30 protein-coding genes and 1 tRNA gene are annotated in these 26,468 nt (G+C 69.3%); 16 read left to right on the top strand and 15 right to left on the bottom strand.

Annotated features, from left to right (window positions below; translation table 11 throughout):
* The first annotated feature begins 27 nt into the window (after nucleotides 1-27).
* Together LX88_RS06495 and LX88_RS06500 are read left to right on the top strand one after the other, a co-directional pair.
* Nucleotides 28-1,218, top strand: coding sequence for an MFS transporter (locus tag LX88_RS06495; protein WP_258946875.1), 1,191 nt, complete (start codon nucleotides 28-30; stop codon nucleotides 1,216-1,218).
* Complete coding sequence (locus tag LX88_RS06500) at nucleotides 1,215-2,390, top strand: MFS transporter (RefSeq protein ID WP_258946876.1); 1,176 nt, start codon at nucleotides 1,215-1,217, stop codon at nucleotides 2,388-2,390. Before LX88_RS06495 ends, LX88_RS06500 begins: the two co-directional genes overlap by 4 nt.
* Here the strand turns inward: LX88_RS06500 and LX88_RS06505 are convergent.
* Complete coding sequence (locus LX88_RS06505) at nucleotides 2,366-3,418, bottom strand: alpha/beta hydrolase (protein ID WP_258946877.1); 1,053 nt, start codon at nucleotides 3,416-3,418, stop codon at nucleotides 2,366-2,368. The genes LX88_RS06500 and LX88_RS06505 overlap by 25 nt on opposite strands.
* A 65-nt stretch (nucleotides 3,419-3,483) precedes the next feature.
* On the opposite strand from LX88_RS06505, the gene LX88_RS06510 reads away from it, so the two are divergent.
* The 3 genes from LX88_RS06510 to LX88_RS06520 all read left to right on the top strand — a co-directional run bounded on the left by LX88_RS06510 (nucleotide 3,484) and on the right by LX88_RS06520 (nucleotide 5,052).
* Nucleotides 3,484-4,056, top strand: a complete 573-nt coding sequence (locus tag LX88_RS06510; protein WP_030477613.1) for an NADPH-dependent FMN reductase — start codon at nucleotides 3,484-3,486, stop codon at nucleotides 4,054-4,056.
* A gap of 81 nt (nucleotides 4,057-4,137) precedes the next feature.
* Nucleotides 4,138-4,560, top strand: coding sequence for an organic hydroperoxide resistance protein (locus tag LX88_RS06515; RefSeq protein ID WP_236217880.1), 423 nt, complete (start codon nucleotides 4,138-4,140; stop codon nucleotides 4,558-4,560).
* A gap of 15 nt (nucleotides 4,561-4,575) precedes the next feature.
* On the top strand, nucleotides 4,576-5,052 hold the full coding sequence (locus LX88_RS06520) for a Dps family protein (RefSeq protein WP_090069777.1): 477 nt from the start codon (nucleotides 4,576-4,578) through the stop codon (nucleotides 5,050-5,052).
* 52 nt (nucleotides 5,053-5,104) lie between these two features.
* On the opposite strand, the gene LX88_RS06525 is transcribed toward LX88_RS06520, so the two are convergent.
* Nucleotides 5,105-6,058 carry a BtrH N-terminal domain-containing protein gene (locus tag LX88_RS06525; RefSeq protein ID WP_258946878.1) on the bottom strand — a complete coding sequence of 318 codons (954 nt, stop codon included), beginning with the start codon at nucleotides 6,056-6,058 and terminating at the stop codon, nucleotides 5,105-5,107.
* Nucleotides 6,059-6,693: 635 nt separating this feature from the next.
* Entirely contained in the window at nucleotides 6,694-8,508 is a 1,815-nt protein-coding gene (locus LX88_RS06530; protein ID WP_258946879.1) for a prolyl oligopeptidase family serine peptidase, read from the bottom strand.
* A 217-nt stretch (nucleotides 8,509-8,725) separates the two neighbouring features.
* Between LX88_RS06530 and LX88_RS06535 the strand changes: the two genes are divergently transcribed.
* Complete coding sequence (locus tag LX88_RS06535) at nucleotides 8,726-9,205, top strand: GAF domain-containing protein (protein ID WP_258946880.1); 480 nt, start codon at nucleotides 8,726-8,728, stop codon at nucleotides 9,203-9,205.
* Nucleotide 9,206: 1 nt separating this feature from the next.
* Here the strand turns inward: LX88_RS06535 and LX88_RS06540 are convergent, their stop codons facing one another.
* The 4 genes from LX88_RS06540 to LX88_RS06555 form a co-directional block, all read right to left on the bottom strand.
* The gene (locus LX88_RS06540; protein ID WP_258946881.1) at nucleotides 9,207-9,503 is read right to left on the bottom strand and encodes an antibiotic biosynthesis monooxygenase family protein; all 297 of its coding nucleotides are present in this window, start codon (nucleotides 9,501-9,503) and stop codon (nucleotides 9,207-9,209) included.
* A gap of 10 nt (nucleotides 9,504-9,513) precedes the next feature.
* Nucleotides 9,514-9,741, bottom strand: coding sequence for a hypothetical protein (locus LX88_RS06545; protein WP_258946882.1), 228 nt, complete (start codon nucleotides 9,739-9,741; stop codon nucleotides 9,514-9,516).
* A gap of 487 nt (nucleotides 9,742-10,228) precedes the next feature.
* Nucleotides 10,229-10,302: transfer RNA gene (locus LX88_RS06550), tRNA-Pro, on the bottom strand.
* A gap of 17 nt (nucleotides 10,303-10,319) precedes the next feature.
* A complete protein-coding gene (locus tag LX88_RS06555; RefSeq protein WP_258946883.1) occupies nucleotides 10,320-11,273 on the bottom strand; it encodes a metallophosphoesterase in 954 nt (317 codons plus the stop codon).
* Nucleotides 11,274-11,341: 68 nt separating this feature from the next.
* On the opposite strand from LX88_RS06555, the gene LX88_RS06560 reads away from it, so the two are divergent.
* Nucleotides 11,342-11,812 (top strand): GatB/YqeY domain-containing protein, encoded by a 471-nt coding sequence (locus LX88_RS06560; RefSeq protein WP_258946884.1) that lies wholly within the window; start codon nucleotides 11,342-11,344, stop codon nucleotides 11,810-11,812.
* Between the two features lie 42 nt (nucleotides 11,813-11,854).
* On the opposite strand, the gene LX88_RS06565 is transcribed toward LX88_RS06560, so the two are convergent.
* On the bottom strand, nucleotides 11,855-12,571 hold the full coding sequence (locus tag LX88_RS06565) for an HAD-IA family hydrolase (protein WP_258946885.1): 717 nt from the start codon (nucleotides 12,569-12,571) through the stop codon (nucleotides 11,855-11,857).
* Between the two features lie 52 nt (nucleotides 12,572-12,623).
* On the opposite strand from LX88_RS06565, the gene LX88_RS06570 reads away from it, so the two are divergent.
* Complete coding sequence (locus tag LX88_RS06570; RefSeq protein ID WP_258946886.1) at nucleotides 12,624-13,277, top strand: GntR family transcriptional regulator; 654 nt, start codon at nucleotides 12,624-12,626, stop codon at nucleotides 13,275-13,277.
* Here LX88_RS06570 and LX88_RS06575 read toward each other — a convergent pair whose 3' ends face one another.
* A complete protein-coding gene (locus LX88_RS06575) occupies nucleotides 13,278-15,710 on the bottom strand; it encodes a transglycosylase domain-containing protein (RefSeq protein ID WP_258946887.1) in 2,433 nt (810 codons plus the stop codon).
* Nucleotides 15,711-15,947: 237 nt separating this feature from the next.
* On the opposite strand from LX88_RS06575, the gene LX88_RS06580 reads away from it, so the two are divergent.
* Complete coding sequence (locus LX88_RS06580) at nucleotides 15,948-16,238, top strand: WhiB family transcriptional regulator (protein WP_090069789.1); 291 nt, start codon at nucleotides 15,948-15,950, stop codon at nucleotides 16,236-16,238.
* 13 nt (nucleotides 16,239-16,251) lie between these two features.
* Here the strand turns inward: LX88_RS06580 and bagB are convergent, their stop codons facing one another.
* From bagB to LX88_RS06595, 3 genes are read right to left on the bottom strand one after another with little or no spacing between them, the layout of a single operon-like run.
* On the bottom strand, nucleotides 16,252-17,376 hold the full coding sequence (gene bagB, locus LX88_RS06585; protein WP_258946888.1) for an ATPase BagB: 1,125 nt from the start codon (nucleotides 17,374-17,376) through the stop codon (nucleotides 16,252-16,254).
* The gene (gene bagA / locus LX88_RS06590; RefSeq protein ID WP_258946889.1) at nucleotides 17,373-18,365 is read right to left on the bottom strand and encodes an ATPase BagA; all 993 of its coding nucleotides are present in this window, start codon (nucleotides 18,363-18,365) and stop codon (nucleotides 17,373-17,375) included. The genes bagB and bagA overlap by 4 nt, the downstream gene beginning before the upstream one ends.
* 44 nt (nucleotides 18,366-18,409) lie before the next feature.
* Nucleotides 18,410-18,661 (bottom strand): hypothetical protein, encoded by a 252-nt coding sequence (locus LX88_RS06595; RefSeq protein WP_258946890.1) that lies wholly within the window; start codon nucleotides 18,659-18,661, stop codon nucleotides 18,410-18,412.
* A gap of 68 nt (nucleotides 18,662-18,729) precedes the next feature.
* On the opposite strand from LX88_RS06595, the gene sp36 reads away from it, so the two are divergent.
* The 4 genes from sp36 to LX88_RS06615 are packed head-to-tail and all read left to right on the top strand — an operon-like array spanning nucleotide 18,730 to nucleotide 21,122.
* Nucleotides 18,730-18,885, top strand: coding sequence for a Sp36 family protein (gene sp36, locus LX88_RS06600; RefSeq protein WP_090069797.1), 156 nt, complete (start codon nucleotides 18,730-18,732; stop codon nucleotides 18,883-18,885).
* Nucleotides 18,882-19,337 carry a RidA family protein gene (locus tag LX88_RS06605; protein WP_258946891.1) on the top strand — a complete coding sequence of 152 codons (456 nt, stop codon included), beginning with the start codon at nucleotides 18,882-18,884 and terminating at the stop codon, nucleotides 19,335-19,337. Before sp36 ends, LX88_RS06605 begins: the two co-directional genes overlap by 4 nt.
* A 40-nt stretch (nucleotides 19,338-19,377) precedes the next feature.
* Nucleotides 19,378-19,980 (top strand): hypothetical protein, encoded by a 603-nt coding sequence (locus tag LX88_RS06610; protein WP_258946892.1) that lies wholly within the window; start codon nucleotides 19,378-19,380, stop codon nucleotides 19,978-19,980.
* Nucleotides 19,981-19,991: 11 nt separating this feature from the next.
* The gene (locus LX88_RS06615; protein WP_258946893.1) at nucleotides 19,992-21,122 is read left to right on the top strand and encodes a hypothetical protein; all 1,131 of its coding nucleotides are present in this window, start codon (nucleotides 19,992-19,994) and stop codon (nucleotides 21,120-21,122) included.
* Here LX88_RS06615 and LX88_RS06620 read toward each other — a convergent pair.
* Together LX88_RS06620 and LX88_RS06625 are read right to left on the bottom strand one after the other, a co-directional pair.
* Nucleotides 21,116-21,925, bottom strand: a complete 810-nt coding sequence (locus LX88_RS06620; RefSeq protein ID WP_258946894.1) for an MBL fold metallo-hydrolase — start codon at nucleotides 21,923-21,925, stop codon at nucleotides 21,116-21,118. The genes LX88_RS06615 and LX88_RS06620 overlap by 7 nt on opposite strands.
* Complete coding sequence (locus LX88_RS06625; protein WP_372511193.1) at nucleotides 21,922-22,716, bottom strand: NUDIX hydrolase; 795 nt, start codon at nucleotides 22,714-22,716, stop codon at nucleotides 21,922-21,924. Before LX88_RS06625 ends, LX88_RS06620 begins: the two co-directional genes overlap by 4 nt.
* 39 nt (nucleotides 22,717-22,755) lie before the next feature.
* Between LX88_RS06625 and LX88_RS06630 the strand changes: the two genes are divergently transcribed.
* From LX88_RS06630 to dnaN, 3 genes are all read left to right on the top strand, one after another.
* A complete protein-coding gene (locus LX88_RS06630; protein WP_258946895.1) occupies nucleotides 22,756-23,112 on the top strand; it encodes a hypothetical protein in 357 nt (118 codons plus the stop codon).
* A 14-nt stretch (nucleotides 23,113-23,126) separates the two neighbouring features.
* Nucleotides 23,127-24,017 (top strand): Gfo/Idh/MocA family protein, encoded by an 891-nt coding sequence (locus LX88_RS06635; RefSeq protein ID WP_258946896.1) that lies wholly within the window; start codon nucleotides 23,127-23,129, stop codon nucleotides 24,015-24,017.
* 61 nt (nucleotides 24,018-24,078) lie between these two features.
* Nucleotides 24,079-25,170: a DNA polymerase III subunit beta gene (dnaN, locus tag LX88_RS06640; protein ID WP_258946897.1), complete on the top strand. Its 1,092-nt coding sequence runs from the start codon at nucleotides 24,079-24,081 to the stop codon at nucleotides 25,168-25,170.
* A gap of 49 nt (nucleotides 25,171-25,219) precedes the next feature.
* On the opposite strand, the gene LX88_RS06645 is transcribed toward dnaN, so the two are convergent.
* Nucleotides 25,220-26,467: an MFS transporter gene (locus LX88_RS06645; RefSeq protein WP_258946898.1), complete on the bottom strand. Its 1,248-nt coding sequence runs from the start codon at nucleotides 26,465-26,467 to the stop codon at nucleotides 25,220-25,222.
* Between the last annotated feature and the right edge of the window lies 1 nt (nucleotide 26,468).

Here is a 26,468-nt window from a genome sequence, read left to right on the forward strand (position 1 = left end):
TTTTGCCATCCAGGTGAGGATGGCTGGGTGGACCTCGCCCCCTTCAAACACGTCCTGATGCTGCCCAGAGTGCGGCCCCTAGCGCTGTTGATGTTCTTCGCGAGGATGCCTCCGGCGGCGACCGGCGTGATCCTGACGCTCCACGTCGCGGTCACGCTGGACAGGGGTTACGGCGCGGCTGGCCTGGTCGGGGCGGCGGGCACGATCGGCATGGGGCTGGGCGCGCCGCTCATGGGCAGGCTGATCGACGAACGCGGACTGCGGTCGATGCTCGCGGTCAGCGTCACGGCCTCGGCGGCGTTCTGGCTGACGGCGCCGCTGATGGGCTACTGGACGTTGCTGATCACGTCGTTCTGCGTCGGGCTGCTCGGCGTGCCGATGATGTCGATCGGCAGGCAGGCCATTACCGCGCTGGTGCCGGAGAGGCAGCGGCGGGTCGCGTTGTCGCTCGACTCGATCTCGGTGGAGCTGTCGTTCATGGGCGGGCCCGCGCTCGGGGTGTTCGTCGCGACGAAGCTCTCGACGGACGCCGCGCTGATGTTCATCGGCGGCTCGATCCTGGTCGCCGGAGTGCTGCTGTACTGGGCGAACCCGCCGATGATCCACGAGGACGAGGTCAGCGACGGGCCGAAGCCCCGCGTGTTCGAGTGGATGCGCGGACGGATCGTCGGCGTGCTGGTCGTGTGCGCCGGGGCGACGGTGTGCCTCACAGGCATGGAGGTCTCGGCGATCGCGTCGCTGGAGCACATCGGCAAGCAGAGCTGGCTCGGCGCGGTGTTCTTCGCGATGTGCGCGGCGTCGATCGTGGGCGGCCTGGTCTACGGCGGCGTGAAGAGGGTGCCGAGCGTGCTGGTGCTGCTCGTGCTGATGGCCGCTCTGGAGATCCCGGTGGGCCTGGGCGATGGCAACGTGCTGCTGCTGTGCCTGCTCCTCGTGCCGATGAACCTCATGTGCGCGCCGTTGATCGCGGCCTCCGGTGAACACATCAGCAGGCTCGCGCCGCCCACCGCCCGCGGCCTGGCACTCGGCCTGCAGGGGTCGGCGTTCACCGTCGGCAACGCGATCGGCGCACCGATCGCCGGTGTCGCGATCGACCGCGGCGGAGCACCGGCCGGGTTCGCGATCGTCGGCGTGATCGGACTGCTGGTCGCGGGCGTCGCCTGGCTGCTGTCGCGGCAGAACAAACCCGTTGCCAGCCAGGTGACGATGTCCTCGTGAACCTCGCCCCGTTCAAGTCGGTCCTGGCGCTGCCGGGGGTTCGTCCCCTGATGCTGCTGATGCTGTTCGCCAGGATCCCCCCGACGGCGGCGGGCGTCACGGTCACGCTGCACGTCGTCACCACGCTCGACAAGGGCTACGCGGCGGCCGGCACGGTCGGCTTCGCGACCATGATCGGCCTCGGCCTCGGGTCGCCGTTGATGGGCAAACTGGTCGACACCAAGGGTCTGCGGTTCGTGCTGGCACTGAGCCTGCTCGAAGGCGCCTTCTGGGTGACGGCGCCGCTGATGGACTACTACGTGCTGCTCGTGCTCGCGTTCGCCAACGGGCTCGTGGCCGTGCCGGTGATGTCGATCGGACGGCAGGCGCTCACCGCGATCGTGCCCGAACCGCAGCGCAGGCCCGCGTTCTCACTCGACTCGATCTCGGTCGAGCTGTCGTTCATGGTCGGGCCCGCCGCGGGTGTGCTGATCGCGACGAACTACTCGACCGGGACGGCGCTGATCGTGATCGGCATCGCGATCCTGACCGCGAGCGCGGTGCTGTTCCTCGTGAACCCGGTGCTGCTGCACGAGGACGACGTGACCGAGGGCCCGCCACCCCCGTTGCGGCAGTGGCTGCGCGGACCGATGATCGCGGCGTTGATCATCCCGTTCGGTGCCACGATGGTGCTGTCCGGCATGGAGATCTCGGCGATCGCCTCGCTGGAGCGCTCGGGTCAGCAGAGCTGGCTCGGCCTGGTCTTCGTGGTGATGTGCGCGGCGTCGGCCCTCGGCGGTCTCTTCTACGGCACCCTCAAACGGGTGCCGACCGGCGTGTTCCTGCTGGCGTGCATGGCCTTGCTGGAGATACCGGTCGGCCTCGGCGACGGCCACGTCTGGCTGCTGGCGCTCGCGTTGATCCCGATGAACCTCGCCTGCGCGCCGACGATCACGGCGTCGTCCGAGCTGATCGCCAAGAACGCGCCCCCCACGGCCCGCGGGCTCGCGCTGGGGCTGCAGGGTTCCGCCTTCACGTTCGGCGTCGCCGCCGGTCAGCCGCTCGCGGGGATCGCTGTCGATCACAGCGGCCCCCCGCTCGGCTTCGTCGTCGCCGGCGTGGCCGGGCTGCTGGTCGCCGGCGTCGGCTGGGTGTTGTCGCGCGAGCGTCAGGCGGTCTCCTCCACGTCCTGAGCGGAGTTGGCCAGCGCGAAGCCGGTCCGGAGCGCACCGACGGCCTCGGACACGGCCTCGCGGAAGATCCCGCCGATGCCGAGCACGTTCGCGAAGCCGTGGAACAGGCCCTCGTGCCGGCGCAGCACGACCGGCACGCCCTCGGCGGCCAGGCGTTCCGCGAAGGCCTCGCCCTCGTCGCGCAACGGGTCGTAGCCCGCGGTCGCGATGTAGGTCGGCGGCAGGTTCGACAGGTCCTCGGCCAGCATGATCGACAGCCGCGGGTCGTGCCGGTCCTTGCCCTCGGCGGTGTACTGGTCGAGGAACCAGTCCATCTTCTCGTCGGTCAGGAAGAACCCGTTGCCGAAGATGTCCCGCGACCGGCGGCGCACCGACGCGTCGACGCCGGGGTAGAGGAGCAGCAGGAACGCGAGGTCGACCTCGGCGCTGTGAGCCGTGACGGCGGCCAGGTTGCCGCCCGCGCTGTCACCGCCGAGAGCGATCCGCCTCGGGTCGATGCCCAGGTCCTCCGCCTTCGCGACGGCGTAGCGCAGCACCTCGGCGGCGTCGTCGGCCGCGGCCGGGAACGGGGCCTCCGGGGCGAGCCGGTAGTCGGCCGCGAGCACCCGGATGCCCGCCTCCCTCGCGAGGAAGCGGCAGAGGTTGTCGTGGCTCTCCAGGCTGCCGGTCACCCAGCCGCCACCGTGGTAGAAGATCAACAACGAGGAGCCTGCCGCGAGACCGTCCGGCGTGTAGAGACGCCCGGCGAACTCCCCGATCGTGAGGTCGCGCGACCCCACTCCGGTGATCTTCGGACCGGAGACGAGCTTCGAACTCAACTCCAGGTCCAGTCGGCTCTCGGATGCTGTCCTCGTGCGCCACTCCGTCCCGGTCAGTTGCTGGAGCCTGAGCAGCAGCTGCGCCTCGGGGTGCAGGTCCTGGCCGTCCAGACGGATCGGGGCACCGGCGATGAGGCGGCGCACAGGGCCGGGAAGACCGAACGCGAAGCGCAGAGCACCGGCCATCACGGCCGCCTGGAAGTTCGACATGTGGTGCAGGTTACTCGCGAGTAGTGCTGGATCTCCAGGTAGCTGGAGGTGGAAGGATCGTTGTCATGACGGTGACGGTGGTGGGCATCGGCGGCTCGATCAGGTCCGACTCGCAGTCCGAACGGGCATTGCGGGTGGCTCTGGAGGGCGCTCGTGAGCTCGGTGCGCGGACGATCCAGTACAGCGGCCCCGAGCTGGTGCTCCCGTTCTACGACCCGTCGGTACCGGACCGCACGGACGTAGCCCTCCGGATGGTCGAGGACCTGCGCCGCTGCGACGGCGTGATCGTCGTGTCACCCGGCTACCACGGCACCGTGTCCGGCCTGGTCAAGAACGCCCTCGACTACATCGAGGACCTGCGCGACGACGACCGCCCGTACCTCGACGGCCGCGCGGTAGGCACCATCACCGCCGCCTACGGCTGGCAGGCCGCGGTGAACACGCTCGCGGCCGTTCGCTCGATCGTGCACGCCCTGCGCGGCTGGCCGACCCCGCTGGGCTCCGCGATCAACTCAGCCCAGGTCAAGTTCGACGGCGACGGCGCCTGCTCGGACGCCGACGTCGACCGCAACCTGCGGATGATCGGCCGTCAGGTGGCCGAGTTCGCGCTGCGCCGTCCCATCTCCGACGTGAACTGAGTCACCACCGGGCATTTAAGTCGCGCACGATGCGTTCTCCCTCAGTGAAAGGCTTTGAACACTGACTCAAGGGAGAGCGGAATGGAAGCGCTGTACACGGCTGAGGCGACTGCTTACGGCGAAGGCCGCAACGGCGAGGTTCGCTCCTCCGACGGTGTGATCGACGAGGTGCTGTCGGTCCCGAAGGAGATGGGCGGCCCCGGCGGTGACGCGACCAACCCCGAGCAGCTCTTCGCAGCCGGTTACTCGGCGTGCTTCAACTCCGCCATCGCAGCAGTCGCGCGCGCAGGGAAGATTCAGGTCGCTTCTTCTGAGGTAACCGCCAAAGTGGGGATCGGCTCCAACGGCACCGGTGGCTTCCAACTGGCCGTCGAACTCGCGGTGAAGATCCCCGGACTCGACCAGGCGGTCGCGGAAAAGCTCGTCGAGCAGGCCCACCAGGTCTGCCCGTACTCGAACGCGACGCGCGGCAACATCGAGGTGGCGCTCACCGTCACCGTCTAGGAGGCGCGTTTCACCATGGCCAAGAACCCGATCACCAGCCCGCTCGCTGACGCCGACCGCGACGCCGTCGGAGCCATTCTGCAGGCGACCCTGGTCGACCTCGTCGACCTCTCCCTGATCGGGAAGCAGGCGCACTGGAACGTGATCGGCAAGAACTTCCGCAGCGTCCACCTCCAGCTCGACGAACTGGTCGTCCTCGCCCGCAACGCGGCCGACCAGGTAGCCGAACGAGCGGCCGCTCTCGGCGTCACGCCGAACGGCACGGCGAAGACCGTCGCCGCGTCGTCCGGCGTGTCCGAGATCGAGACCGGCTGGCTGAAGGAGGAGCAGGTCGTCACGTCGATCACGGCTTCGCTGGCGTCACTGATCACCCGCATGCGCTCCCGCATCGACGAGACCGACAAGCCCGACCTCGTCACCCAGGACCTGCTGATCGGCATCACGCAGGAACTGGAGCAGGCGCACTGGATGTGGCAGGCCCAGGCGGCCTAGCCCGCCAGCTCGGCATCAGCCGAGCCTGTCAGCTCGACATCAGCTGAGCGTGTCAGCTCGACATCAGCCGACGGATGGCCCGTTCCTCGATGGAACGGGCCTCGTCCACTTTCCGGGCCAGTTCGTCGTAGTCGCCACCCCCGGCGATCTCCGACCAGAGCCTGCCGGACTCCTGGAACTCCTGCGCCCCAGGAAGCCCGGCCTCCGCCAGGAACTCCGCGTACAGCGGTCGCGTCGCCCCCGGCGCCGTGTACTCGACCTCCAGGCAGTCGTGCAGCCGCTGCTGCGGCAACGCGGGATCGCCGGCCCAGCGCTGAGCCCAGCCCTTCTTCCCCTTGTCGCGCAACTGCTCCGCGAACTTGCCCATCCCGGAGAAGCCGAAGTTCACGTCGAAGTTGTTGCCCAGCACCGGCCCGGTCAGGTGCTCGCACGTCATCCGCACGGCCGCGGCGACGTCCGGCTCACCCCGGCCCTCACCGATGCTGATCATCTCGTGCTTGCCCTGCCCCCAGCTCGCCATGAACTCGGCGAGCGGCTGCTGGTGCGTGCCGTGGTTGTGCACGGTGACGGTGTCACCATCCGTGCCCAGCACCCCGGCCGGGTGCTTCTCCTTGCCCAGCAAGCAGATCACCGGCCCGTCAGCCGACCGCAACTGCTGCTCGGCCTTGCGTGCGGAGGTGGTGCTGGTGACCTCATGCGCGATGCCGGCATGCATGAGCGCGGTAGGGATGAACGGCGCGGGATGGTGCCGCGCGACGATCGTCATCGTGGGCGCGTGCCCCTTGTACTCGAACACGAAGTACATGAACCCGATCCCACCCGCGAGCCCGGCCAGCATCGCCTCGGACCACTCGTCGTCGAGCACCTCCCGCAGCAACCAGGAGTCGTGCATCTGCCCGGTGGGCCGCGCGTCTTTCAGCACGTGCCTGCGGGCGGTGGTGTAGGACTCGCCGGTGCGCTCCATCCGGGCGCGAACCAGGCGCTTGAACGACTTCTGCTCGGTCATGGCGTGCCTCTCGCGGACGCGCAACAGCCGTTCCCCACGCCTGGCTCTGCTCGTCCGGACTCAGCTCGCGGTGCACACGACAGACACGGCCGACCGGCGCCGGGAGGACAGGAGTCCCCTTTGCCTCCGCGACGCCGGTCAGCGTGGGTGACCGATCAGGAGGTGAGGCGCTCGGCGGCGCCGTCACCCATCCTACGGCGCGACGAGCTGTTGTTCTGCTCGGCGAGCTGCTGCACGGCGCGGCGGGCTGTTGTGCGGCGCGGCGGGCTGTTGTGCGGCGCGGCGGGCTGTTGTGCGGCGCGGCGGGCTGTTGTGCGGCGAGACGAGTCGCTGCACGGCGCGACGAGCTGTTGTACAGCGCGGCGATCTGTCCACCTTGGCACCGTGGCCGGCCGCCGTGCCCACCGCTCCCCGCGCGATTCCTCATGACGCAACGCGCGATCCCCGGATTTGGTTCCCGCTCTGTCCACAGGCTACCGAAGTTCGGATAACCGCAGGTCAACCGCACGGCAGCCTGTGGACAACTCGCGATCATGAACTACCGGCGACGAATCACCGGACGAACTACCGGCGACGAACTACCGGCAACGAACCACCGGCGACCAGCTACCGCAGCCATCAACCCGGCCGCGAAACTACTTCGCCGCCAGGTGGCGCCGCGCGAAGTCCACCTCGGCCGCCGTCTGCCGGATCGTCTCGGCGACGACCAGCGAGCCGTGGCCCGCGTCGTAGCGGTACATCTCGTAGGTGTGGCCGCGGGCCGCGAGGGCGTCGAGGTAGTTGTCGATCTGCCGGATCGGGCAGCGAGGGTCGTTCTCGCCGGCGAGGATCAGCACCGGCGCGGTGACCTGGTCGACGTACGTGAGTGGCGAGCACTCCTTGTATAGCTCGGGCAGCTCCTCCGGGGAGCCACCGAACAGGGCGCGGTCGAAGGCGCGCAGCGGTTCCATCTCGTCCTCGTAGGCGGCGAGGTAGTCCGCTACGGGGACGCCCGCGACGCCGACTGCCCAGCGGTCCGGCTGGGTGCCGATGCCGAGCAGGGTCAGGTAGCCGCCCCACGAGGCGCCGTTGAGCACCGACTTCTCAGGGTCGGTGAGGCCCGACTCGACCGCCCAGTCGTGGACGGCGGCGATGTCCTCGAGTTCGGTGATGCCCGGCCTGCCCTCGATGGCGTCGCGCCACTTCGAGCCGTAGCCGCTGGAGCCGCGGTAGTTCACGTGCACGGTGGCGAAGCCCGCGTCGAGCCAGACCGCGCGGTAGGCGGAAAAGCGGTCCTCGTCGGAGGAGTGCGGGCCGCCGTGGATCAGGAAGACGGTCGGGAACGGGCCCTCGCCCTCGGGCTTCGAGACGAGCGCGTGCACGTCGCCGACGAAGACGTCTTCCAGCTTGTGCGACGTCGCGGGCTTGGCGCCGACTGGTTCGACCAGCACGCGTTCGGTGCCGTCGGTGGCCAGCGCGCGGATGACCGTTGACTTCTCGGCGGACGACCACGAGTACTCGATCGTGCCGTCCGGCCGCACGCCCGCCGAGCCGATCACGCCCGGTGCGGTGTCCAGAGTGGACAGCTCGCCGGTCGCGAGGTCGTAGCGGTGCACGGTGTTGCGGGCGTGGTGCGTGTGCACGACCAGCAGCGCGGACGCGTCCGGGTACCAGTCCGCGGCGACCTCGCCCGGCAGGTCGAGGACGATCTCCTGCTCGGTGCCGGCGGCGACGTCCCAGATCAGCAGCTCCTCGCGGCCGCGGCGCTCGTGCAGCACCAGCAGTCGCTGGTCGCCGCGCACCGGGCTGAACGAGATGGCGTCGAGGCCCTTGCCCTTGCCGTCCCACTTCTCGGCGATCGTCTCGCCGTTCTCCGCGTTGAGCGCGCGCAGCGCCATGTGCCGGTTGTCGCCGTGCTCGGAGTGCGCGATCACGACGATCGACTCGTCCTTGGCCAGCGCGGTGACGCCGGCGTCGTTGACGTGCTGGTAGATCACCTCGCTGCGGCCGTCGCGCGTCAGCCAGACCGTGGTGCCGTCGTCCGTCGACGCGGCCACGGCCGTGACGGTGCGGCCGATCTCCAGACCCGCCGGGTAGCCGGCCGTCACGTCCGCGACCGCGGGCTCGGCCTTGCTGCCGTCGGCCTTGAACGGCTCGCGGACCCAGACGCCGAACTCGTCGCCGTCGTGGTCGTCGAACCACCAGATCTCGGTGCCGTCCGGGTTCAGCGTGGCGTGCGACGTGCCGTTCGGGCGGTCGGTGACCTTGCGGTGCTCGTCCGTCGCGCGGTCCCAGGCGTAGATCTCCCACACGCCACTGGCGTTGGAGACGTACAGGGTGCGGTCCGGAGCGTCGTCGGCCCAGCCGGGCAGGCTCATCCGGGGAGCGGTGAACCGCTCACGCCACCGGGTCTCGGCGGCCGGGTCCTCGAAGAGCTGTTCCGGGATGTCGGGAGAAGGGTGCGTGGTCACGGTTCAACACTAGAGTCAGAGGCCGCTTCCGGGGGATGGCAGACGACACGACCGCCGAAGTGGGGCCGTCACCACACCGCCCGGTCGCCGCAGCGGTGAATTGTCGCGAAGCACCGGCAATCTTCGTCACAAGGTCACATGCCGCGAACTGCCGCTGATCAGTTGAATCGGATCAGGAAATCTAGGTGCGCGGTTCCGCGGGAGTTAACGTGGGCGGATGTCCGACACGATGGAGCGCCTCGCCGGAGCTGCGACGTTGGAGGAAGTGCAACGGATCGTGCGCACGACGGCCAGGTCTTCACTGGTGGCGCACGGTGCGACGCTGGTGCTGCTCGACGGCGACCTCTGCTACTACGCCGACGAGGACTCGATGAGCCCGTTGTGGAAGGGCCAGCGCTTCCCCGCCGTGAACTGCATCAGCGGCTGGGCGATGTTGAATCGTCAGACCGTCGCGATCAGGGACATCCGCTTCGATTCGAGGATTCCTCAAGAAGCTTATCGGCCGACCTTTGTGCGGAGCCTGCTGATGGCTCCGATCCTGCGCCCGGAAGCGATCGGCGCCATCGGCTGCTACTGGGCCGTCCCGCACACCGCGACCCCGGCCGAGACGGAGACGCTGGAGTCGCTCGCGCTGGCCTCGGGCGAGGCGCTGGACCGGTTCCCGGAAGGCCTGCCCGCGCGGGGCTTCATCAGCTGAGTCAGCTCACGTGCCGGAAGTGCCGCAGCGCCAACGGCCGCTGCAGGTACGCGTCCTCGTCCGGGAACGTCACCGGATCGGTGCGCCACCTGGGCCCCGCGTAACTCTCGAGTGCCTGCTCGTCCCGCCACCGGCTCACGTACCGCACGCGCAGCGGGTCGTCGAGGTCGACGAGCACCTCGTGGCCCAAGAGCCCGTCGTAGATCTCGGGAAACCCCTTCACGAGGTCCCGCACCCGTGTGACGAACTCCTGCTCCCGGCCTGGCTTCACCAGGGCCTCGGACACCCGCGTCAGCATGGTGTCGAGCCTATTTGCGGCCGAGTTCCTCGTCGAAGATCTGGTCGACCTGCCGTGAGGCGCGTGACAGCGCCCTGATCGCGACGAAGACCACGATGAAGCCGACGGCCACCACGGCCGTCACCCAGGCTGAAGTGAGCATGAAAACGATCCCCAGGGACTGCAGCACCACGATTGCCTTGGCCGCAATGACGATCCAGGACCTGTTAGACGGATTGGCGGCGGAGGCGGAGTCCATCACAAACATCTCCCGACATATTCCACGATGGCTGAACCACTGCCTTCGTCGTTTGGATCAAGACAGCCGTTACGCAACGTGAGTTGAACCGTCAACCTTCACTCATAAGGGTTAACGCTACGTGCAGGTTTCGTAAGGTTTGACGTGGAACGATGGCGCTGTGTCATGTAAGAACGGTCCCGTCTACGGCCGCGCGTGTCGAGACACGTCACACGATCGGGTGGTCTATCGGGAACGTTGATGTCCTTTTCCGTGATCGGAAAGGACCTTCGACCCTGGGGCGCGAGGACCTTGTGAGGTGATCCAGTCAGACAAGAGCTGAGACGAATTCACGACTGAAGGGAATCGTCGACGCCGGCCGCCCGAGCGCCGCCACGGTCCCCGCCGGATCGCCACGGCGGTCTGACCGATCTCCCCGCGAAACGGCTGTAAAACAAATCAGCCCCTGTCCGCATTTCTGCGACAGGGGCTGATTTGTGTTCTTTAATCGGGGTGACAGGATTTGAACCTGCGACCTCTTCGTCCCGAACGAAGCACGCTACCAAACTGCGCCACACCCCGGTCGAACAAGAAGAACTCTACATCATGTCCGCGCCAGCTCCGAATCGGACCCCCTCATTCCGCCCCTGACCAGGCGTAACGGGCCGCGGAACCAAGGTCAGCAGGGAAGCCTCCGGAGGGCAGCAGAAGCGCACCGGGGCGTACGGCGAAGTGCCCATGCCGGCGGACACGTTCATCCACATGTGCGAACCCCAGCGCGAAACGCCGCGGGCTCGGCCCCGGTCCAATTCGCAGTTCGTCACAACGGCGCCGTAGAACGGGATGCGCAGCTGGCCGCCGTGGGTGTGGCCGGCCATCACGAAGTCGTAGCCGTCGGCCGCGAACGGGTCCAGGACGCGCGGTTCGGGCGAGTGCGTGACGCCCAGCCTCAGGGCCGCGGACGGGTCCGGGCTGCCGGCGATGTCGGCGTAGCGGTCGCGCTTGAGGTGCGGGTCGTCGAGGCCCGCGCAGAAGATGGCCTGGCCGTTCACCATGATGGTCTTGCGCAGGTGCGTGAGGTCTTCCCAGCCGCGTTCGATCATGCCTGCGCGCAGGTCGCGCCACGGGAGCGTCACGCCGTGGATGCGCTTGGTCTTGGCGGACGGCAGCAGGTAGCGCACCGGGTTCTTGAGCCTGGGCGCGTAGTAGTCGTTGCTGCCGAACACGAAGACGCCCGGCTTGTCGAGCAACGGGCCGAGCGCGCGCAGGGTGCCGGGGACGGCGTCCTTGTGCGCGAGGTTGTCGCCCGTGTTGACCACGAAGTCCGGGTTCAGGTCGGCCAGCGCGGCGACCCAGCGCTGCTTCGACACCTGGTTCGGCGTCATGTGCAGGTCCGAGATGTGCAGCACGCGGATCGGCTTGGCGCCGGGGGACAGGACCGGCACCGTGGCGGTGCGCAGGGTCCAGTGCCTTCTCTCGATTCCCGCCGCGTACGCGACGGTCGCGGCGCCGAGAGCGGTCGTGGCGAGGAGGGCGCGGCCCAGCTTGTTCACGCGTCAAGGGTACGGAAGGGCGGTAACTCGATCGGCGCGGCATCCGGCGGGCGGTACCGTTCTGCGTCATGGCGGACTTGAAGACGCGGCTGAAGAACGACCTGACTGTCGCGATGAAGGCACGGGAGACCGTCACGGCCGGTGCGCTGCGGATGGCGCTCACGGCCGTCACGAACGAGGAGGTCTCGGGCAAGACGGCCCGTGAGCTCAGTGACGACGAGGTCGTGAAGGTCCTCTCGCGCGAGGCGAAGAAGCGCAAGGAGGCCGCGGAGGCCTTCGACGGTGCCGGCCGGGCCGAGAAGGCCGAGCTGGAGCGCCAGGAGCTCGCCGTGCTGGAGACCTACCTTCCGAAGCAGCTCGACGACGCCGAGCTGGCGTCCATTGTGGACAAGGCGTTCGACGCCGTGGCCGCGCAGCTCGGCGAGGCGCCGGGGCAGAAGCAGATGGGCCAGGTCATGAAGGCCGTCAACGCCGAGGTCGCCGGGCGCGCCGAGGGTGGCCGGGTGGCCGCCGCGGTGAAGGCCAAGCTGGCCGGCTGACACGAGTGTGCCGCAGCGGCTGTGACCGCTGCGGCACCCCGATCAGAACGCCTTGCCGACCGCGTCCGCGAACTCGCCCATCGACCCGAACTCCAGGTCGTAGCTGAAGTCCTCGGACGGCTTCGGCGTCGCGCCCCAGCCCGGCCGGTCGTGCCGCCGGTTGATCCACACGGACCGCAGTCCCTCGCGCTTGGCCGGCACGTGGTCGTGGAACAGGCTCTGCGCCACGTGCAGCAGCTCCGAACGCTCCACCCCCAACGAGGCGAGCGTGGCGTCGAGTGCGCGGAAGTGGTTCTCGGCGGGCTTGTACGCGCCGACGTCCTCCGCGGTGACGATCGCCGCGAAGTCGCCGCGCAGCTGCCGGTCGCTCCCGGCGAACCCCTCGCGGTGCACGTTGGACAGAATGATCAACTTGTAACGGGAAGCCAGGCGCGCCAACGCCTCCGCGGAGTCGGGGAACGCCGGCCAGTCCGGCACCGAGTCACCCAGCCGGCACGCCCACTCGTCGCTCACCTCGCGCCCGAGGTTGGAGCCCATGAGCCGGAAGGCCGACGCCAGCAGGTCCGGGTACAGCGCGGACGGGGTCGCGGCCTGCGCGGCCGCCTCCTGCTCGCCGTAGGCGAGCAGGAGTTCCTCGTCGGACAGCGACAGCCCCTGTTCGCGTGCCCACGGTGACAGCACCGCGGCGATTCCGGTCTCCCAGTCGATGAGCGTGCCGTAGCAGTCGAAGCTGAGCGCCTTGAACGTCGTCAGGTCCATGACCCAAACTGTAGTACAGTTCAACTGTAGGACAACTGGTTAAACTGGCCACATGTCAGCCCTCGACGGCCTCGAAGTGCGCCGCACCACCACGGCCCAGCAGCTCGCCGACGGCCTCTCCGAACGGATCATGGCCGGTGCCTTCGGCCCTGGTGACCGGCTCAGGGAGAGCGCGATCGCGGCCGAGCTGGGCGTCGCGCGCAACACCATCCGCGAGGCCGTCCGCATCCTGGAGCTGACCGGCCTGGTCCGCTACGAGGTCAACCGCGGCGCCGTCGTCATCGCCCCGACCCCGGAGAAGATCGAGGCGCTCTACACGGCCCGCGAGCGCCTGGAAACGGCGGCGGTGCTCCGCACGCCGCGCCCCGAGCAGCTGGAAGCGATCACCAGGGCGTTCGACGAGATCACCGAGGCCGCCGCCGAGGGCGACACGGCCCGGATCGTCGATCGGGACCTGGCCTTCCACCAGGCGATCGTGGCGCTGCTCGACAGCACGAGGCTGGACGAGTTCTTCGCGGCGATGACCAAGGAGCTGCGCTTCTACCTCATGGTGCTCTCGAAGTCCGAGACGCCGGAGGAGGTCGTGGCGCAGCACAGGGTCATCCTCGACGCGATCCGGCTCGGCGACCACGACAGGGCGGTCGCCGAGATCCGGGCGCACATCGACGTGAGCGTGGAGCAGCTCGAACAGCTGCTCCGCCGGTGACTACCTGGGCTCCGGTTCGGTCGGCAGCGTGATCGGTGGCGGCTCGTTCGGGTTGCCGGGGGCGGGCGGCGGCTGGGCCGGTGGCTCCGACGCGACCGGCGGCGGCACGTACCCCGAGCTCACCGACAGCGTGATCACCGTGCCGCGCAACGCGTTGCCGCGCGGCGACTGGCTGACGACGGTGCCCTTCGGCTGCTCGGAGTTCACCGACTGCTGGCTCACCTTGTAGCCGGCCTGGTCGAGGATCCGCGTGGCGTCGTTGATCTGCTTGCCCACCACGTCGGGCACCTGGATCTCGCGGCCGCCCTTGAGATAGCGCTGCTCGACCTGCGGCAACGCCGAGGCGGGCATCGAGCCGTGCACCTTCGTCATCGTCTCGAACCACGTCTTGGCCGGGATCGTGCCGCCGAAGATGTTGCCGTTGCCGCACAACCGGGGTGCGGCGCCGATGCAGATCGGGCGCGGGTTGGTGCCGTCGTTGAACGTCTGCACGGCGCCCGCGAAGTCCGGGGTCGCGCCGATGAACGCCGCCGACTTGTACTCCTCGGTGGTGCCCGTCTTGGCGATCATCGGGCGGGTCCACTTCGCGGCACGGGCGGCGGCCGCGGCGGTGCCGTTGCCGGTGTCGTCCTTGCTCATGCCGACCGCGAGGCCGTTCGCGAGACCCTCGGCGACGACCTGCTCGCACGGGGCCTCGTTGACGGGGACGGCCTTGCCGTTGCGGTCCAGCACCTTCGCGATCGGCGTGGGCGGGCACCACTTGCCGCCGCTCACGATGGTCGCGGCGACGTTCGCGAGCTCCAGGGTGGACACCGGCGCCGGCGAGAGCGTGAACGACGCGTTGCCGCCGTTCTGCTTGTAGAACTCCGTCTGCGAGATGCGGTTCTGCTTGTCCTTGGCCTTCGGGTCCGGCCTGGTGCCCTGCAGGTTCGTCGCCATCGTCTCGCGCATGCCCAGGCGCGAGGCCATGTCGACGACCGGGTCCATGCCCGTCTGCTCCTCGAGGATCACGAAGCCGGTGTTCGGCGACGTCGCGAGGGCCTGCTGCAGCGTCATCGAGGACGGGTACTTCGAGTCGAAGTTCGACAGGCAGTACCAGCGCGTGCCGGGCTCACCGGTGCTCGGGCAGCGCTGGGCGCCACCCTTGAAGACCCTGGAGGTGTGCGACGTCGGCGTCGGGATGACGTTCTCGATGCCGAGACCCTTCTCCAGCGCCGCCGCGGCCGTGAAGACCTTGTAGATCGAGCCGGCGCCGAACTTGTTCTCCACCCCGCTGGGCAGGTCGTACGTGGTCTGGCGCAGGTCGGACTTCAGGCCGTAGTCGCGGTTCGCGACCAGCGCGAGGACGTCGTGGCGCTCCTTGCCGGGCTTCACGATCGCCATCGTGTTCGCGATGCCCTCGGTGCCCTTGGCGACGCCCGCCTCCGCCGCGGCCTTCGCCTGCGAGGTGGCCGCTCTGTCCAATGTGGTCTGAATGGTGTAACCGCCGGTGCGCAGCTGTTCCTCGCTGAAACCCGCGCGCTGCAAGTAGTTCACGACGTACGAGCAGAAGAAACCGTTTTCCGGACCGGCACCGACACAACCGTTCGGCGGGGTGCGCACCGGAGTCGCGAGACCAAGGCCTTCCTTCTTCGCCGCCTCACCCGCGTCGCGCGACAGCTTGTCGTTCTCGACCATCCTGTCGATCACTTTGTTGCGACGGTCCAAAGCTTTGTCCGGATACGCTTCGGGGTCGAGTGCTGACGGACTGTTCACCATTCCGGCGAGCATCGCCGCTTGTGGAACGGTCAACTTGTCAGGAGTGGTGCCGAAGTAAGCCTGCGCCGCCGCCGCGATGCCGTAAATGGTCGAACCAAAAGGAACGACGTTCAGGTACCGGGCGAGGATCTCCTCCTTGCCGAGCTTGCGCTCCAGTTGCAACGAGATCCGCGCCTCGCGCATCTTGCGCGCGATGGTCTGCTCCTGGGCCTTGGCCTGCTCCAGCTTGTTGTTCCGCGCCACGACGTGGACCAGGTAGTTCTTGACGTACTGCTGGGTCAGCGTCGACGCGCCCTGCGACACCGAGCCGCTGACCTGGTTCGTCAGGCCGGCGCGGATGGTGCCCTTCCAGTCCACGCCCTGGTGCTCGTAGAACCGGCGGTCCTCGACCGAGATCAGCGCCGCCTTCATGGTGGGCGAGATCTTCTCGGGAGGTGTCAGGACTCTGTACTGGTCGAACAGGTAGGCGATCGGCGCCCCGTCCTTGTCCGTGACCGTGGTGATCAACGGAGGATCCGTCGTCACCAGGTCGGCCGAGATGCTGTCCACCGTGTCGCTGGCTCTGTTCGAGACGAGACCTGTCGCACCCACGACTGGGAACAGCATGCCGGCGAGGAGAACCCCAGCCAGCAGGCACAGGCCGAGCATCTTGAGCACGCCATTCCTGACTCGCACGCGGGCCAGCGTACGCCGTACACGAACGGGTGAAGGTGATCAGTAAGTGCCGTTACTCAGCATGAGTAGACATACGCAAGACAGGTAACAGTCGGGTGACCCAGGCTTGGACAGGGAACCGAACAGCACTACAGTCCGTCAACGTCCAAGGAATGCAGCCGTGGCTCGAACGCTACGGCATCCGTGGCAGGGGTGTGGCGGATTTCCACATTTGGACAGCACTGAGGAGTGGGGGATATGAACCAGGGGGATTGGCGTATCAACGCTTCGTGCCGTGATGAGGAGCCGGATCAGCTCTTCGTCCGAGGTGCGGAGCAGCGCAAGGCGAAGCTCGTGTGCCTGGGTTGCCCGGTGCGCATGGAATGCCTGGCCGAAGCGCTGGACAACAAGATCGAGTTCGGGGTCTGGGGAGGCATGACCGAGCGCGAACGCCGTGCTCTGCTGCGCCGCCGTCCGGACGTCGACTCGTGGCACGAACTGCTCGACAACGCGCGTCAAGAGCACGTTGAGGACACGAGGGTCAGTTAGGCGCTGTCAGCGTCTACTCGCCGGCCAGCCGGCGACCTATCTCCCGTAGGCCGTCGAGGTCGTGCACGTCCGCGGGCAACGCGGGCACGCCGACCAGCGAAACGCCGGGGTGGGCACGCGTGAACCGGGCCAGCAGCCGCTTCTCACGATCGGCGACTGCCACCCGGTCCGCGTGCAGCCGGAGCACTGCCGCGGCGAGCGGCGCGTCACCGGAGCGGTCGAGTTCGTCCGCTGCGGCGACCGCCTTCGCCGCGGGCAGGTCGGTCGCGAGCACGGGATGCGTCCTGTTCGCGACGAGCCCGCACAACGGCATGTTCTCGGCGCTGAGCCGCTCCACGAAATAGCTGGCTTCGCGCAATGCGTCGGGTTCCGCCGCCGCCACCACCACGAAACCGGTTCCGGGCGACCGGAGCAGTTCGTACGTGCGCTGGGCGCGCTCGCGGAATCCTCCGAACATGCTGTCGAAAGCCTGAACAAAGGTTGACGCGTCCTGCAACAGCTGGCCACCGACGATGGTCGACACGGCGCGCGTGAAAAGGCTGAAACCGGTTCCGACGATCTTGAGAAGGCCGCGGCCGCTCGCCCGTGCCGGAGCGGACAGCATCCGGATGAACCTGCCGTCGAGCACCGTCGACAACCGCTGCGGCGCGTCCAGGAAGTCGAGCGCCGACCGGCTCGGCGGGGTGTCGACGATGATCAGGTCCCACTCGTCCTGCGCCACCAGCTGGCCGAGCTTCTCCATCGCCATGTACTCCTGCGTGCCGGAGAACGACGAGGAAATGGTCTGGTAGAAGGGGTTCGACAGGATCTGGTCGGCCCGGTCGCGGCCCGCGTGGGTCAGCACCATGTCGTCGAACGTGCGACGCATGTCGAGCATCATCGCGAACAGCTCGCCCTTGGGCTCGAAGCCTTCGACGACGACCTCGCGCGGGTGGTTGTCCAGTTCCCGCAGCCCCAGCGACTGCGCCAGGCGCCGGGCCGGGTCGATCGTCAGCACGACCACGCGCCTGCCGCGTTCGGCCGCGCGCAACCCCAGCGCCGCCGCCGTCGTCGTCTTGCCCACACCGCCGGAGCCGCAGCACACGAGGACGCGTGTCTCCAGGTCGTCGAGCAGCGGGTCGAAATCGAGCCTGTTCATCGGACTCCTGCCGCGACCAGCACCTCGGCCAGCTCGTACAGCGCGGCCACGTCCACCCCGTCCGTCAGGTCCGGCAGCTCCAGCGTCGGCAGGTCCGACTCGCCGAGCAGTTCCTTGGCCTCTTGTTGTGACTGCACCCGGATGGCGTGCTCCACCGTCTCGTCGACCAAACCTTCGAGCGTGAACTCGTCGAGGTCGAGCCCGGCGGTCTGCAGCCCCGCGCGCACCCGTGCCTCGTCGAGCCGGCCCTCGGCGGCGACCGGCAGCGACCGCGCGGGCAACCGGACCGGCTGGACCCGGTTCACCAGCACCGCGCCCGGACGCAGGTCGGCGCCGTCCAGGTCGGCGACGGCGTCCAGGGTCTCGCGCACCGGCATCTCCTCCAGCAGCGCCACCAGGTGCACCGCCGTGTCGCCGGAGTGCAGCAGCCGCACGACGCCCTCGCTCTGCCCCTTGATCGGCCCGACCTTGGCGAGGTCGGCCATGGCCTTGGTGACGTCGAGGAACTTGACCACGCGCCCGGTGGGCGGCGCGTCCAGCACGACGGCGTCGTAGAGGTGGCGGCCGTCCGGCCCGGTGCGGTTCACGCACTCCTTGACCTTGCCGGTCAGCAGGACGTCGCGCAGGCCGGGGGCGAGAGTGGTCGCGAACTCGATCGCGCCCATCTTGCGCAGTGTCCGGCCCGCGAAGCCGAGGTTGTAGAACATCGCCAGGTACTCGAGGAGCGCGGCCTCCGCGTCGACCGCGAGCGCGTGCACCTCACCGCCGCCCGGCGCGGACGCGATCCGTTCCTCGGAGTAGGGCAGCGGGGCCCGGTCGAAGAGCTGGGCGATGCCCTGCCTGCCCTCGACCTCGACGAGCAGCACCCGGCGCCCGCCGGTGGCCAGCGCGAGCGCGAGCGCGGCCGCCACCGTCGTCTTGCCCGTGCCGCCCTTGCCGGAGACCACGTGCAGACGGGCTCGGGTCAGCTCCTCGGTCCACGACGTCACACGTCCAGACTATGTGTGAAATCGGTCGAACGTGGACCGGTCGGTCAATCGACCATGGTGAGGAAGAGAACGGCCATGGCGGTGGCGGCGACCAAGGCCCAGGCCACGACCGACGGCAGCCACAGCGCGATGCCGGCCGTGATGACGACCACGACCACCAGTCCGATCAGTCCGGCCTGGACGACCGCGACTCGCTGGCTGTGCTTGCGGTCACGCACCTGCGCCATGGCGACGAGCACCAAGACCAGCCCACCCACCGCGAACAGGCCGGTGGCGATGATCCGCCAGGTCTCCATGTGATCAAGGTAGCTCCAACCTCGCCGACCGGGCAGGCCCCGCTCGGGTGGCAAGTTAGGCTCCGGGCATGACGAAGTGGGAGTACGCGACCGTGCCGTTGTTGATCCACGCAACGAAGCAGATCCTCGACCAGTGGGGTGACGACGGCTGGGAGCTGGTCACGGTGCTGACGAACCCGACGGGTGAGCAGCACGTCGCGTACCTGAAGCGGGTGAAGGCGTGACCACCTGGAGCAACCGCCTCAAGGAGCTCGGCATCGAGCTGCCCGGCGTCGCCGCCCCGCTCGCCGCCTACGTGCCCGCCACGCAGAGCGGCTCGTGGGTGTTCACGTCCGGCCAGCTGCCGTTCGTGGACGGCAAGCTGCCCGCGACCGGCAAGGTCGGCGCCGAGGTCTCCCCGGAGGAGGCCAAGCAGTACTCCGCGACGTGCATCCTCAACGCTCTCGCGGCCGTGCACGCGCTCGTGGGGATTGACTCGATCAAGCGAGTCGTGAAAGTTGTCGGGTTCGTGGCCTCCGCCGAGGGCTTCACCGGTCAGCCGGGTGTCATCAACGGCGCCTCCGAGCTGCTCGGCGAGATCTTCGGTGACGAGGGCAAGCACGCCCGCTCCGCCGTGGGCGTGGCCGAGCTGCCGATCGGCGCTCCGGTGGAGATCGAACTGATCGTCGAGGTCTGAGTTCCCGGTTCGGGTTACGGGTTCTGCTGAAGGGTGTGACATGTCGGACACGTGCCACGAACTGCTGCTGCGGCTCGCCGGGCGCCTCCCGGACGAGCTGCTGTGGCGGTACCGGGACTGGGCCGCATCGGATGCGTACGCGGTGCTCGCGCGGTCGCTGCCGCGCACCCTTCTGCACGGACGCATCCCGCTGACCGATCACGAACTGCGCCTTTTGCAGGACGCGCTGGTGCCCTACGGGGCGGAACCCGGTGCGCTCAGTTCGGTCAAAGGACTGGACGAACTGCCCGCCACCGACTACACCTTTTCCCCGGAATCACCCGATCGGGTGCCGATGGGTGATTCCGCGACCGTCGTTCTCGGTGCCACGCTGCGAGGCCGGCACGGGGTCGGTGAGGTTCGCTCCTGCTGGCGCATCGGTCCCTCCGGGATCAACCGCGTCCTGCTGGTGGCGGCCACGACCGGCCACGCCCGGCTGACCGGTGAGTTGCAGCGCGTTCTGCGGGCGTTGGGCGAGCACGACCCGTGCGTAGAGGTCATGTCGTCCGGAATGGACCTTCCGCCCTATCACCGGGCGGCGTTGGCCGCATCCGAGCTGGTGTGCGCCGGCGCCGAGTCCGATGAGCACCTGGTGCTCAGCTAAGGAGAGTTGACGTGACGAACGACGGTGTCGGCCTGCCGGTCCGTCTCCACGATCTCCTGTTGTCGATGGCCGGGCGCGTGGACGACGCCGCTCTGTCGCAGGCCCGCGAGTTCCTCGCGGTCGGAGAACTGGACCGCTCGATCGAGCTGCTCGTCGGCACGCTCGTCGCGGGCACCATCCCCGTGCTGCCGGACGAGCGCGCCGCCATCACGTGGATCCTCCACGAGGTCCGCTCGGACGGGTCGCTGACCGACCGCCTGCCGGTGGTCGAGATGCTGCCGTTCATCAGGCACCGCTTCACCTCCGAGACCGACCCGGCCTCGGACATCGCCGGCGACCTGACCCGTGCGGTGTCGGTGCTGCCGGACATCCGCTCGGTGCGGTGCGTCTGGCGTTCCTCGCCCACGGGCTCCACGCCGGGCCCGTTGCCGCAGCGCGTGGTGCTGGTGGACATCGGTCCGCAGGGCTTCGCGCCCGCGACCGCCTACCGGATCGACACGGTGCTGCGGAAGGCGGGCGTCCGCGCCGCCGTCGAGGTCATGGCGACCGGTGTGCAGGTCAGCGACTACCACGCCGCCGCGGTGACGTCGTCCGTCGCGGTGCCGATCTCCGGTGCCCCGGCCCCGATGGCCGACCACGTCTCGCAGCAGCAGCAGCAAGCCTGGTTCGACCAGCCCGCCGAGGAGCTTCCGGCTCCGGCGCCGGTGGCCGAGCCGACACCGGCGCCGGAGCAACTGGAAGAGACCGGCTCACGACGCACACGTTCCGCACCTCAGGCGGTGGAGGGCTCGCAGCCCTTCCCGCCCAAGCCCGTGAAGCGCATCCCGAGGGCCACCGTGGAGCCCGAGGTCGAGGTGCTCCCCGAGCCCGTTCCGATCAACCGGGCCGAGATCACCACCGAGCTCAAGCCCGACGAGCTCGCGGCCCTGCAGGCCGCGTTGGCCGAGCCCGCCGAGCCGTCCTCGGTGGACGCGAACCTCAGCGAGCGCGAGCGAGCCCTGTTGCAGCAGCTGCACGAGGAGCTGGCGCAGCGGGAGCAGACCGGGGCGCCGGCCACCGACAGCGGCCGCTGGCAGATCGACCGGTCCTCGTCGCGTCAGTCGGCGTTCGGGGCCACGAACAACGGCCACCAGCCTCAGTAACCGGTCCGCAGGTACTCCAGCTGGGCCCGCACCGACCACTCGGCGGCGGGCCACAGCACCCTGTCGACGTCCGCGTAGACGACCTCGACGACCTGGTGCGGGGTCGGTGCCCCGCCGAGTGCCTGGACGGCCTTGCGGACTTGCTCCAGGCGCTGCGTGCGGTGCGCGAGGTACATCCGCGCCGCTTCCCCCGCGTCGGCGAGCTCCGGGCCGTGGCCGGGCAGGACAGCGGTGTTCTCCGGCAGTTCGGCCAGCAACTTGAGCGACTCGAAGTAGTCGCCGAGCCTGCCGTCCGGGTGGGCGACGATCGTCGTGCCGCGGCCCAGGACGGTGTCGCCGGTCAGCACGGCCTCGCCGTCGATCACGAAGCACAGCGAGTCGCTGGTGTGGCCGGGTGTGCCCAGGACGCGGAGCTCCAGACCGGCACTGGTGATCACATCGCCGTCCGTGAGGCCCTCTGACCCGTAGGTGAACGTCGGGTCGAGCGCGCGCACCGGGGCCTTCACGCGTTCCGCGAACTCCCGCGCGCCCTCGGAGTGGTCGGGGTGGCCGTGGGTCAGCAGCACCTCGGCGATCGGGCCGACCTCCGCGATGCGCCTGAGGTGGGCGTCGTCGAGCGGGCCGGGGTCGACGACCACGTACGACGTCGCGTCCGGTGCCTTCAGCAGCCACGTGTTCGTGCCGTCGAGCGTCATCGGGGACGGGTTGTCCGCCAGCAGCACGGCGGCGTGCTCGGTGACCTGGCGGAGTTCGCCGTACCGCGGGTGCTGGGCGCGGGCGCCGATCAGCGGGGAGCCGCTCACTGGAACACCACCCGGATGACGTCGCCGTCGCGGATCAGCTTCGGGATGATCTTCTCGACGCTGCGTTCCTCGGCCATGACCTTCTCGACGCTGCCGAGCGCGCCCACCTCGTCGAGGGTGCGCCAGGTGGGCGGCATGAGCATGCGGCGGCCCTCCTGGGCGTCCTGGATGGCGGCGGCGGGGGTCTGCCAGGCCGCGTCGGAGGCCTCGGTCGTCTCGCCGTCGGCCTTCTGGCCCGACGGCAGCGCGGCGACGAAGAAACGGGTGTCGTAGCGGCGGGGTTCCTCGTACGGGGTCACCCAGTTCGCCCACGGCCGCAGGAGATCCGCGCGCAGGACGAGGTCGTTCGCCGCCAGGAACTGCGCGAGGGAGAGCTCGCGGTCGACCAGCTGCTGCCGGGCCTGCGCGTAGTCCTTCGTGTCCGCGACGACCGAGGTGGCGTCGGGGCCCGCGAGCAGCACGCCGGACTCCTCGAACATCTCGCGCACGGCCGCGCACACGAACGCACGGGCCGTCGTCGCGTCGACGCCGAAGATCTCGCCCCACCACTCCGGCGGCGGACCGGTCCACGCGACGGACGTGTCGGCGTCGCGTTGATCGACGCCACCGCCGGGGAAGACGGTCATGCCACCCGCGAACGCCATGCCCTTCACGCGGCGCAGCAGGAAGGCCTCGAGGCCCTCGGCGCCGTCGCGGAGCAGGACCACGGTGACGGCGTCGCGTGCCTCGGCGGGTTGGGAAACCGGCGTTCGGGGTACCAGGTTTCCCGGCAAGGTCATGTCGTCGGGCATCCTCCGAGCGTACGACCGCGCTTACTCGAGGATGGTGTGATGGCGACGAACGTCTCCGGCTGCCTGGTGAAGGTCCTGCTGTTCCTGTTGGGCGCGGTGATGGGCACAGGCCTCACCGCGGTGGCGGGCGTGGTGATGTTCGTGCCGGACAGCACGACCGTGAGCAGCGCCGAACCGACCTCCGACGCGCCGGGCATGTACGTGAAGAAGGTCGAACGGGTCGTCGGCGGCGACCACTACGAGGTCTGGCTCGGCCCGTCACCGGACCGCGGCTACGTGGTGACGGTGCCCGGCGGCTGGGGACACGAGCCGAAGCGGGAGTCCGTCGAGGACGGCGTGCGCCTGAAGTTCGGCAACGGCGGCGAGATCTTCGTCCCCAAGGCCAGTTACACCTGAGGCAGGATGTGCGAGTGGAAGAACAGCTGCGCGTAGGACTTGTCGGTGCGGGCCCGTGGGCCCAGATGATCCACGGCCCCGGAATCGCGAACCACCCCGGCACCGCGCTGACCGGTGTGTGGGCGCGCCGCCCGGAAGCGGCCGCCTCGCTGGCGGGTTCCTTCGGCGCGGAACCGTTCGAGGACTACACCGCGATGCTGTCCACTGTGGACGCCGTGGCGTTCTGCGTGCCGCCGGGCGTGCAGGGCCCGATGGCGATCGAGGCGGCGCGCGCGGGCAAGCACCTCGTCCTGGAGAAGCCGATCGCGGAATCCGTAGAGGTGGCAGCGGAACTGGTGGCCGCCGTGGAGGAGGCCGGCGTCGCGTCCCTGGTCGTGCTGACCCGCCGCTACGCCCCGGAGACCAAGCAGATGCTGGCCCAGCTGCACCGCACCGGCGGCTGGACCGGCGCCGACAGCCGCTGGATCTCCGGCGCGCTGCTCGACGGCCCGTTCTCGAACTCCCCGTGGCGCCACGACAAGGGCGCCTTGGACGACGTGGGCCCGCACGCGTTCGACCTGCTCGACGCCGCACTGGGCGAGATCACCGACGTACTGGCCGCGAACGTCACGGACACCGGCCTGTGGCAGCTGATCCTCCAGCACGCCGGCGGCGCCACCAGCACCGTCTCGCTCTGCCTCTCACTGCCGATGCAGCCACCGTTCGCGGACTTCACCGTCTTCGGCACCGAGGGCCACCGCACCCTGACGAACCGGGACACGCCCGCGCCGGAGTGCTTCACGAACCTGCTCGACGACTTCGTGGCGATGGTGGACAGCGGCACCACCACGCACGAGTGCGACGTGCGGCGCGGGCTGCACCTGCAGCGGATCATCGACCTGGCGCGCCGCAAGGCGGGCGCCTGACCGCCGCGGTCGGAACCGGGGCGCCCGAAATTGTCAGGGGTGCCCGCTAGCGTCCAGAACCATGGACCTCACCGCCACCACAGCCGAGCTCGCCGGTGCCGCCGCCGAGGTGGCGCGGTTGCTGCCGACCCGCGTGCTCGACCCGGTGCTGGCCGGGCTCCGCCTCAAGGCAGGCACGGACGTGGAGGTCGCCGGCAGCGACCAGGAGCACGGTGTGCGCCTGAGCGTCTACGCGACGGTGCACACCGAGGGAGAGGTGCTCGTGCCGGCGAAGCTGCTGGCCGCGACCCTCCAGTCGCTCGACGAGCCGCAGGTGAGGCTCAAGGTCGAGGGGCAGCGGCTGGCCGTCCGCACGCCCACGTCGAGGTTCGCGCTGCCGTTGCTCGACCTCGGCCACCACCCCGGTGTTCCGGTTCTGCCGGAGCTGCAGGGCCACATCGACGCGGCGAAGCTCCGGATCATCGCGGCCGTGGCGGGCGCGGCGAGCAAGGACGACGCGTTGCCGATCTTCACCGGCATCCGGATCCAGTCGGACGCCCACAAGCTGCACTTCATGGCCACGGACCGCTATCGCATGGCCTACGCCACACTTCCGTGGGAACAACAAGGTCAACTAGACCTGTTGGTACCTGCGAAGGCCATCGTCGAGGCGGCCCGGCAAGCGACGAACAAGGTCGCCCTGCACGCGAACGAGGACCGCATCGGCCTCGCCTGGGGCAACAACTCGATCTCCACCGCGCTCTTGGCCGCTCCGTTCCCGGACGACCGGGCGCGCCGACTCCTGGAGGCAGTCATCGACAGCACGGTGCTCGTGGACGCCGACGCGCTGGCGCGCGCCGTTCGCAGAGCCACTCCTTACGGCGGCCCGCACCAGGCCGTGACCATCCAGGTCGAGGACTCGGAGGTCAGGGTCAAGGGCAGCGACCCGCAGCAGGGCGAGTCGGAGGAGTTCGTGAAGGCCACCGTCGAGGGCGACCGGCTGACCAAGACGTTCCAGGCCCGCTACCTTGCGGACGCGCTGAAGGCGTTCGCGGGCCGCCGGATCGAGCTGAAGATCCAGGGCGGCCTCCGCTCGACGGTGCTGACGTCGCCGCCTGGGGAAGACGGCGTCGAGCTCACCTACCTCGTGGTGCCGATGCGCTGGGTGGCCTGACGAAAGAAGAAGGCCGGCCCGATGTGGGCCGGCCTTCTGGAAGAACCGATCAGCGCGAGGCGAGTTCCATCTCGGACCGGGCCGGCACCTCGGCGGGCACGCCGCGCTGCACGGTTCCGCGCAGCAGCCAGACCGCCAGTGCGATCACCAGCCCGGCGACACCGGCCGCGACGAACGCCGGGCGCGTGCCGAAGTGCTCGATCAGCTGGCCGGACACACCCTGGCCGATGGCGAGGCCGACGGTCACCGAGGTGATCACCCAGCCGAACGCCTCCGCGGCCATGCCGTTCGGCGTGACCTGCTCGATCGCCGCGGAGTGCGCGGTCGACTGCGGCGTGATCAGCGTGCCGACGAGGAACAACGCGATGGCGAGACCGATGAGCGTCGCCGGGATCGCGAGCAGGAACGTCAGCAGCGCGAAGCCGGCCAGCAGCACCGGAAGGCGCAGGTGCATCGGGCGCGGCCACGGGCGCATGCCGTAGAGCACGCCGAAGACCACCGAGCTGATCGACCACAGCGACAGCATCAGGCCACCCATCGAGGCGTGACCCTCGGCCTTCGCGAACGCCGGCACGGCCACCTCGACGAAGCCGATGGTCACACCGAAGCCCAGCGCGGCCAGCGCCACCGTGCGCATACCGGGGTAGGCGAACGCGCCGAGCAACGGGCGCGGTGCCTGCTTGACAGGGCCCCACGCGCGCACGACGGGGTTGAACGCGAACCACATGGCGCCGATGACCATCAGCACGGCGCCGACGACGACACCGGTGCCCGCCCACGGCGCGGCCAGCAGCAGACCGGCGAGACCCGGCCCGAGGATGAAGAAGACCTCCATGCTGATCGCCTCGTAGGCGTAACCGGCCATCCGCGTCGGACCGGCCGGGACCATCCGCTCCCACAGCGCACGCGAAGCCGAGCCCACCATCGGCTCCGTCGCGCCGACACCGAGGGCCAGCGGGACCAGCACGAACACCGACGCGGCCGCCTCGACGGCGAGCACGGAGACGGTGACGAAGACGGCGAACATCCCGGTCACCCAGAGCAGGGGACGGGTGGGGCCGAAGCGGTCCATCAGCCGGCCCTGGACAACGGAGCCGAGTGCCACACCCGTCAGTGCCGCCGCCGAGACCATGCCGGCGACCGCGAACGATCCCGTCGCGCGCTCGACGTAGAGCAGCAGCGAGAGCCCGACCATGGCGATGGGCAGGCGGGCGAGCAGAGACGCGACCACAGGGCCGCGCATGCTGGGAGTGGTCAGGGCAGCGCGGTAGTCGGAGAGACGGGCGGAGTGGGACATG

The sequence above is a fragment of the Lentzea californiensis genome (assembly GCF_024648825.1).
Classification (GTDB): Bacteria; Actinomycetota; Actinomycetes; order Mycobacteriales; family Pseudonocardiaceae; genus Lentzea; species Lentzea californiensis.

Excerpts from the sequence above, each read along its gene's own strand:
- LX88_RS06540 (WP_258946881.1), bottom strand. The coding sequence starts at position 9,503 with ATGCTGACGCGGGTGTCCGAGGCCCTGGTGAAGCCAGGCCGGGAGCAG.
- LX88_RS06515 (WP_236217880.1), top strand. The coding sequence starts at position 4,138 with ATGGAAGCGCTGTACACGGCTGAGGCGACTGCTTACGGCGAAGGCCGC.
- LX88_RS06505 (WP_258946877.1), bottom strand. The coding sequence starts at position 3,418 with ATGTCGAACTTCCAGGCGGCCGTGATGGCCGGTGCTCTGCGCTTCGCG.
- bagB (WP_258946888.1), bottom strand. The coding sequence starts at position 17,376 with ATGAACAGGCTCGATTTCGACCCGCTGCTCGACGACCTGGAGACACGC.
- LX88_RS06645 (WP_258946898.1), bottom strand. The coding sequence starts at position 26,467 with ATGTCCCACTCCGCCCGTCTCTCCGACTACCGCGCTGCCCTGACCACT.
- LX88_RS06580 (WP_090069789.1), top strand. The coding sequence starts at position 15,948 with ATGAACCAGGGGGATTGGCGTATCAACGCTTCGTGCCGTGATGAGGAG.
- LX88_RS06630 (WP_258946895.1), top strand. The coding sequence starts at position 22,756 with ATGGCGACGAACGTCTCCGGCTGCCTGGTGAAGGTCCTGCTGTTCCTG.
- LX88_RS06565 (WP_258946885.1), bottom strand. The coding sequence starts at position 12,571 with ATGGACCTGACGACGTTCAAGGCGCTCAGCTTCGACTGCTACGGCACG.
- LX88_RS06610 (WP_258946892.1), top strand. The coding sequence starts at position 19,378 with ATGTCGGACACGTGCCACGAACTGCTGCTGCGGCTCGCCGGGCGCCTC.
- LX88_RS06510 (WP_030477613.1), top strand. The coding sequence starts at position 3,484 with ATGACGGTGACGGTGGTGGGCATCGGCGGCTCGATCAGGTCCGACTCG.
- LX88_RS06595 (WP_258946890.1), bottom strand. The coding sequence starts at position 18,661 with ATGGAGACCTGGCGGATCATCGCCACCGGCCTGTTCGCGGTGGGTGGG.
- LX88_RS06535 (WP_258946880.1), top strand. The coding sequence starts at position 8,726 with ATGTCCGACACGATGGAGCGCCTCGCCGGAGCTGCGACGTTGGAGGAA.
- LX88_RS06560 (WP_258946884.1), top strand. The coding sequence starts at position 11,342 with ATGGCGGACTTGAAGACGCGGCTGAAGAACGACCTGACTGTCGCGATG.
- dnaN (WP_258946897.1), top strand. The coding sequence starts at position 24,079 with ATGGACCTCACCGCCACCACAGCCGAGCTCGCCGGTGCCGCCGCCGAG.
- LX88_RS06520 (WP_090069777.1), top strand. The coding sequence starts at position 4,576 with ATGGCCAAGAACCCGATCACCAGCCCGCTCGCTGACGCCGACCGCGAC.
- LX88_RS06625 (WP_372511193.1), bottom strand. The coding sequence starts at position 22,716 with ATGCCCGACGACATGACCTTGCCGGGAAACCTGGTACCCCGAACGCCG.
- LX88_RS06570 (WP_258946886.1), top strand. The coding sequence starts at position 12,624 with ATGTCAGCCCTCGACGGCCTCGAAGTGCGCCGCACCACCACGGCCCAG.
- LX88_RS06545 (WP_258946882.1), bottom strand. The coding sequence starts at position 9,741 with ATGGACTCCGCCTCCGCCGCCAATCCGTCTAACAGGTCCTGGATCGTC.
- sp36 (WP_090069797.1), top strand. The coding sequence starts at position 18,730 with ATGACGAAGTGGGAGTACGCGACCGTGCCGTTGTTGATCCACGCAACG.
- LX88_RS06525 (WP_258946878.1), bottom strand. The coding sequence starts at position 6,058 with ATGACCGAGCAGAAGTCGTTCAAGCGCCTGGTTCGCGCCCGGATGGAG.